The organism is Paraburkholderia sp. 2C, from assembly GCF_054589215.1.
The window spans coordinates 574,402-580,401 of sequence record NZ_BAAILL010000049.1 but is presented as its reverse complement, the minus strand read 5'-3'; the positions used below and the strand labels follow the sequence as shown (position 1 = coordinate 580,401).

The window sequence follows — 6,000 nt, the reverse complement described above, 5'->3', positions numbered from 1 at the left end:
CGGATTGCCCGTGTGAAAGTAGGTAATCGTCAGGCTCCCCCTCGCAGAAACACTAACCCCGCCCTCATCAGGGCGGGGTTTGTGCGTTTACGGCAGTTAAAAGCGCTTAAGCGCCGACGCAAGCCGACCAATCACGTCAATCACCCACCGCAAGGCCTACGCGCCAAACCATTCAGGTATCAAGCTTCACGTGCCAGGAACCGCTGTGCCAACCTCACCCAATACGTCGACCCAACCGGCAGCAACTCGTCGTTGAAGTCGTAGCTTGCGTTGTGCAGCATGCAAGGTCCATCGCCGTGCCCCATCTCGCGATGATCGCCATCTCCATTGCCGAGGAATGCGTAGCATCCCGGCTTTGCTTCCAGCATGAACGAGAAGTCTTCGGCCGTCATCGTCGGCTCGATTGGATCGACGACGTTTTCCTCCCCGACAATTTCCTTCATCACCATTGCCGCGAACTTCGTCTCTTCGCTGGTATTAACCGTCGGCGGATAATTACGTCGAAACGTCAGTCTGGCCGAACACTCATATGCCTCGGCAATGCCCTCCACGATCTTGTGCATACGCGACTCGATCATATCCAGCGTCTGCGTCGTGAATGTGCGAACGGTCCCCGCGAGCCACGCTTCGTTCGGCACCACATTGACCGCGTCCCCCGCGTGAATCTGCGTGATCGACAGCACCGCGGTGTCGATCGGCTTTTTGTTGCGCGTGATGATGCCCTGCAGGCCATTCGCGATCTGCACTGCGGTGAAGACCGGGTCGCGTCCGTTATGCGGCAAAGCCGCGTGCGCGCCCACGCCCTTCACTTCGATGCGGAACTCGTTGCTCGACGCCATGATCGGCCCCACGGTCACGCCGAAATGTCCGGCGCCAAGACCCGGCCAGTTGTGAATGCCGAACACCGCATCGACGGGAAATCGCGTAAAGAGGCCATCCTCGATCATGGCCTTCGCGCCGGCGCCGCCTTCTTCGGCCGGCTGGAAGATAAACACGATCGTGCCGTCAAAGTCGCCGTGCTTCGCGAGGTAACGCGCGGCGCCGAGCAGCATCGCCGTGTGTCCATCATGTCCGCAGGCATGCATCTTCCCGTCGTTGCGCGATCGGTGATCGAACGTATTGAGCTCGAGAATCGGCAACGCATCCATATCGGCGCGCAAGCCGATAGAGCGCGTGCCATTGCCACGCTTCAACACGCCCACGACGCCGGTTTTACCGAGTCCGCGGTGCACTTCGATTCCCCAACCGGATAATGTCTTTGCAACCAGATCGGAGGTATGAGTCTCTTCATAGCGAAGTTCGGGATTCGCGTGAATCGTTCGTCGAAGTGATTGAATTTCGCCATGCGCGGACTGGATTTCAGGGATAAGTTTCATGATGAGAGGTGCGCTAGCTGCGGGAAGTGATTTGAGCGAGCGACGACCGTGATGCACCGGTGCGCCCAATAATGATTTGATTCTACGCTGATCGATATCTCCGACAGCGCGGCCACCGATAATCCGAACGCGCGTGGCAGTCCGCCGCGTGGCCGGCGAACATAATAAAATTGACCTTTCACGCGTGTTACGGCGCAAACCAGGCAAACCAGGCAAGTCAGCGGGACCAGCGGCACCAGCAAGCCAGATCGGCAACCCGCACTAGCGCCGAACCACACCGGCAAGCCGCCGAAGCAACCACGCACAAACGTACACGCAATCAGAAGAAAACAGGCCCTACTTCCATGAACGCACCCAACGAATTCGCCCGCGCGGTCTGCCCGCACGATTGCCCGGATACTTGCGCGATGCGGGTGACCGTCGAAAACGGCCGCGCGATCAAGGTGACAGGCGATCCCGACCATCCGCCGACGCAAGGCGTGCTGTGCACCAAGGTCAGCCGCTACGCGGACCGCGTGCACCATGCGAGCCGCCTGACCACGCCCATGAAGCGCGTCGGCAAAAAGGGCGAGGGGCGCTTCGAGCCGATCACATGGGACGAAGCATTTGCGCTTGCCGCCACGAAGCTGTCCGAAATCGCGGCGCGCGCGCCCGAAGCGATCGTCCCCTACAGCTACGCCGGCACGATGGGCCTCGTGCAGGGCGACAGCATTGCGCAACGGTTCTTCCACCAGCTCGGCGCATCGCAACTCGATCGTGCGATTTGCGCATCCGCGGGCACCGCGGGCCTCAAATATACGTATGGCGCGGGTCTCGGCATGCTCACCGAGTTCTTCTCCGAAAGCGAACTGATTTTGATCTGGGGCGCCAATCCGATCGCGTCGAACCTGCATTTCTGGACGCTTGCGCAAGAGGCCAAGCGCAACGGCGCACGCCTGATCGCCATCGACCCGTACCGGTCGCTCACGGCCGAAAAGTGCCATCAGCACATCGCACTCAAACCGGGCACAGACGGCGCGCTCGCGCTCGGCATGATGCACGTGCTGATCACCGAAAATCGGCTCGATCACGCGTACATCGCCGATCACACGCTCGGTTTCGAGCAGTTGAAAGCCCGCGCACTCACCTATACGCCCAGACGCGTCGCGCAGATTTGCGGTCTTGAAGAAACCGTCATCATCGAACTTGCACGCCTTTACGGCAAAACCCGCAAAGCCGCGATCCGTCTCAACTACGGCATGCAGCGTGTGCGCGGCGGTGGCAATGCGGTGCGCGCGATCGCCTGCCTGCCGTCGCTGACCGGCGCGTGGCGTGAGCGCGCGGGCGGCGCGCTGTTGTCGTCGTCGGGGTGGGCACCGGTCGATTCGTTCGCGCTGGCCCGGCCTGATCTGATGCCGGGTTGGCCGTCGGCGCCTTCGCGCGTCATCAACATGAATGCGATCGGCGACGCTCTGCTCCACCCCGGCGACACCGGCAACACCGGCAACAACACAGCCAGCACGTCAGCATTCGGCCCAAAGGTCGAGGCAATCGTCGTCTACAACTCGAATCCGGTTGCCGTTGCGCCCGATTCGGAGCGTGTGGCCGCCGGCTTCGCGCGCGAAGATCTCTTCACCATCGTCCTCGAGCATTTCCAGACCGACACCGCCGATTACGCCGATCTGCTGCTCCCCGCTACGACGCAACTCGAACACCTCGACGTCCACAAGTCGTACGGCCACACGCACGTGATGGCGAACCTGCCGGCGATCGCGCCGGTGGGCGACGCGAAGCCGAACACCGAGATTTTCCGCGGCATCGCGCGGGCCATGGGGCTCACCGAACCCGCGCTCTTCGAGACCGATGAACAGGTCGCCGCAGCGGCCTTCCGCTGGGACGACAGCGCGCTCGCGGGCGTCGACTGGCCGACGCTCAAGCGCGCCGGCTGGGCGAAACTGCATGTGCCGGACGCGCCGTTCGCCGAAGGCGGCTTTCGCACACCATCGGGCAAGTGCGAGTTCTACAGCGAACGGCTCGCGCAACAGGGCCTCGATCCGCTGCCCGACTACTTGCCGCCGTACGAATCCGCCGAAAACGCGCCCGAGCTCGCGTCCCGCTATCCGCTCGCGATGATTTCGCCGCCCGCGCGCAACTTCCTGAACAGCACTTTCGTCAATGTCGAAAGCCTGCGTTCGACCGAAGGCGAGCCGCATCTCGACATCCACCCCGCCGATGCAAAGCGCCGCGGCATCATCGAAGGAAACCAGGTGCGCATCTTCAACGATCGCGGCTCGATGCAGGCGCGCGCCCGCGTGACCGACAAGGCACGCGAAGGGCTCGTGGTCGGCCTGTCGATCTGGTGGAAAAAGCTCGCGCCGGACGGCCGCAATGCGAATCAGGTGACAAGCCAGGCGCTGACCGATCTCGGCGGCTCGGCGACGTTCTACGACTGTCTCGTCGAAGTCGAACGCGCATAACGCATAATCCGGGCGTCATCCGGAAAGCAATGCCATGCATCGCAAAGATGACGTCCCGGTCCAGCGCACAAAAAGAAACAGGCCGTCCGTCCGCAAGCAGCCAGTTGCAGATCACGAATCGCCAATCGCTCAAAGCGAAGCAACCGGTAACCGGTAACCGGCGCCCGCAAACCCCGCCACGCCCCCGCAGTTCCTTCCCACGCCTATATATATGTATCCATGGGCAAGCCACACGGAATGACCACCCGGGGCAACGTGTTCTTCCGTTTCGAGGCCATCGTCTAAACCGGTGGTTTCCCGAAATAAAGTGCGGAAAAGCGCGTGCTACGATGCGCTGCCTTTCGCACGATCATTCAAAAACGTAGCAACAATATCAACCATCGCGCATGGGACCGGAGAAACACCGTATGCAGAAGATCTGGCTGAAATCGTACCCACCCGGCGTGCCGGCGGAGATTGATCCGACGCAGTACGCATCGGTGGCCGATCTTCTCGAAGAAAGCTTCCGCCAGTATCGCGACAAGCCCGCCTTCGCATGCATGGGCAAAGCCATCACCTACGGCGAACTCGATGAACTGTCGCGCCGCCTCGGCGCGTGGTTCCAGTCGAAGGGGCTCGAGCGCGGCGCGCGCATCGCGATCATGATGCCGAATGTGCTGCAGTACCCGATCGCGCTCGCGGCCATTCTGCGCGCCGGTTATGTCGTCGTGAACGTGAACCCGCTCTACACGCCGCGCGAGCTCGAATATCAGATGAAGGACAGCGGCGCGCAGGCGATCATCGTGCTCGAAAATTTCGCGGCGACGGTGCAGGCCGTGATCGGCAACACGTCGATCAGGCATGTGATCGTTGCTGCGATGGGCGATCTGCTGGGCCCGAAAGGGCACATCGTCAATTTCGTCGTGCGGCGCGTGAAGAAGTTGGTGCCTGCGTGGAGCCTGCCTGGCCACGTGCGGTTCAACGACGCGCTCGCGCAAGGCGCACGCGCGACGTTCAAACCTGTCCAGCAAGGTCAGCAAGACATCGCGTTCCTGCAATACACGGGCGGTACGACCGGCGTGTCGAAGGGCGCGACGCTCACGCATCGCAATCTGATCGCGAATGTGCTGCAGTCCGCCGCGTGGCATGAACCGGCTCGTGTGGCGCGGCCCGATGTCACGCAGACGGTCACGGTGGCCGCGCTGCCGCTTTATCACGTGTTCGCGCTGACGGTCTGCGGGCTGATGCCGATCCGGCAAGGCGGGCTCGTCGTGCTGATTCCCAATCCGCGCGATATCGGCGGCATGATCAAGTCGCTGCAGGGCTACAAGGTCACGACGCTGCCGGCGGTCAACACGCTCTACAACGCGATGCTCAATCATCCGGATTTCGACAAGCTCGACTTTTCCGACCTGATGGTTGCGAACGCGGGCGGCATGGCTGTGCAAAAGGCCGTCGCCGAGCGCTGGTTTGCGCGCACGAAGACGCCGATCATCGAGGGCTACGGTTTGTCGGAGACGTCGCCGACGGTGAGCTGCAATCCGGTGACGGCCACCGAATACAACGGCACGATCGGCTTGCCGGTGTCGTCGACGGAAATCTCGATTCGCGACGACGACGGCAACGACGTGCCGCTCGGTCAGCCCGGCGAGGTCTGCATTCGCGGTCCGCAGGTGATGGCCGGCTACTGGAACCGTCCCGACGAAACCGCAAAGGTGATGACCGCGGACGGTTTTCTGCGCTCCGGCGACATCGGGCTTATGGACGAGCGCGGTTTCGTGAAGATCGTCGACCGCAAGAAGGACATGATTCTCGTGTCGGGCTTCAACGTCTATCCGAACGAAGTCGAGGATGTGGTCGCGAAGCATCCGGGCGTGTTCGAAGTGGCGGCGGTTGGCGTGCCCGACGCGCAGTGCGGTGAAGCGGTGAAGCTGTTCGTCGTGAAGAAGGACGAAAAGCTCACCGACGCCGACATCATCGCGTTCTGCAAGGACCAGCTCACACCCTATAAGCGGCCGCGCATCGTGGAGTTCCGCAAGGAATTGCCGAAAAGCAATGTTGGCAAGATTCTGCGGCGCGAGTTGCGCGACGGCCGCGCGTAGCACGGTTCACACCCTCCGGTCGAGCGGGGAGGCGCCTTCGAAAGGGCGCCTCCTTTTTTATTTCGCGATGATCTCCAGGGAATGCGA

The 6,000-nt window shown here is 61.9% G+C and carries 3 protein-coding genes; 2 read left to right on the top strand and 1 reads right to left on the bottom strand.

The genetic code is table 11. The features are described from left to right. Positions 1-179: 179 nt before the first annotated feature. The gene (locus ACYPXD_RS26900) at positions 180-1,376 is read right to left on the bottom strand and encodes a M20 aminoacylase family protein (RefSeq protein WP_459718529.1); all 1,197 of its coding nucleotides are present in this window, start codon (positions 1,374-1,376) and stop codon (positions 180-182) included. Positions 1,377-1,720: 344 nt separating this feature from the next. Here ACYPXD_RS26900 and ACYPXD_RS26895 point away from each other — a divergent pair, with 344 nt between their 5' ends. Next, entirely contained in the window at positions 1,721-3,832 is a 2,112-nt protein-coding gene (locus ACYPXD_RS26895) for a molybdopterin-containing oxidoreductase family protein (RefSeq protein WP_459718479.1), read from the top strand. A 407-nt stretch (positions 3,833-4,239) separates the two neighbouring features. Further along, positions 4,240-5,913: a long-chain-fatty-acid--CoA ligase gene (locus ACYPXD_RS26890; RefSeq protein ID WP_459718475.1), complete on the top strand. Its 1,674-nt coding sequence runs from the start codon at positions 4,240-4,242 to the stop codon at positions 5,911-5,913. Positions 5,914-6,000 lie beyond the last annotated feature (87 nt).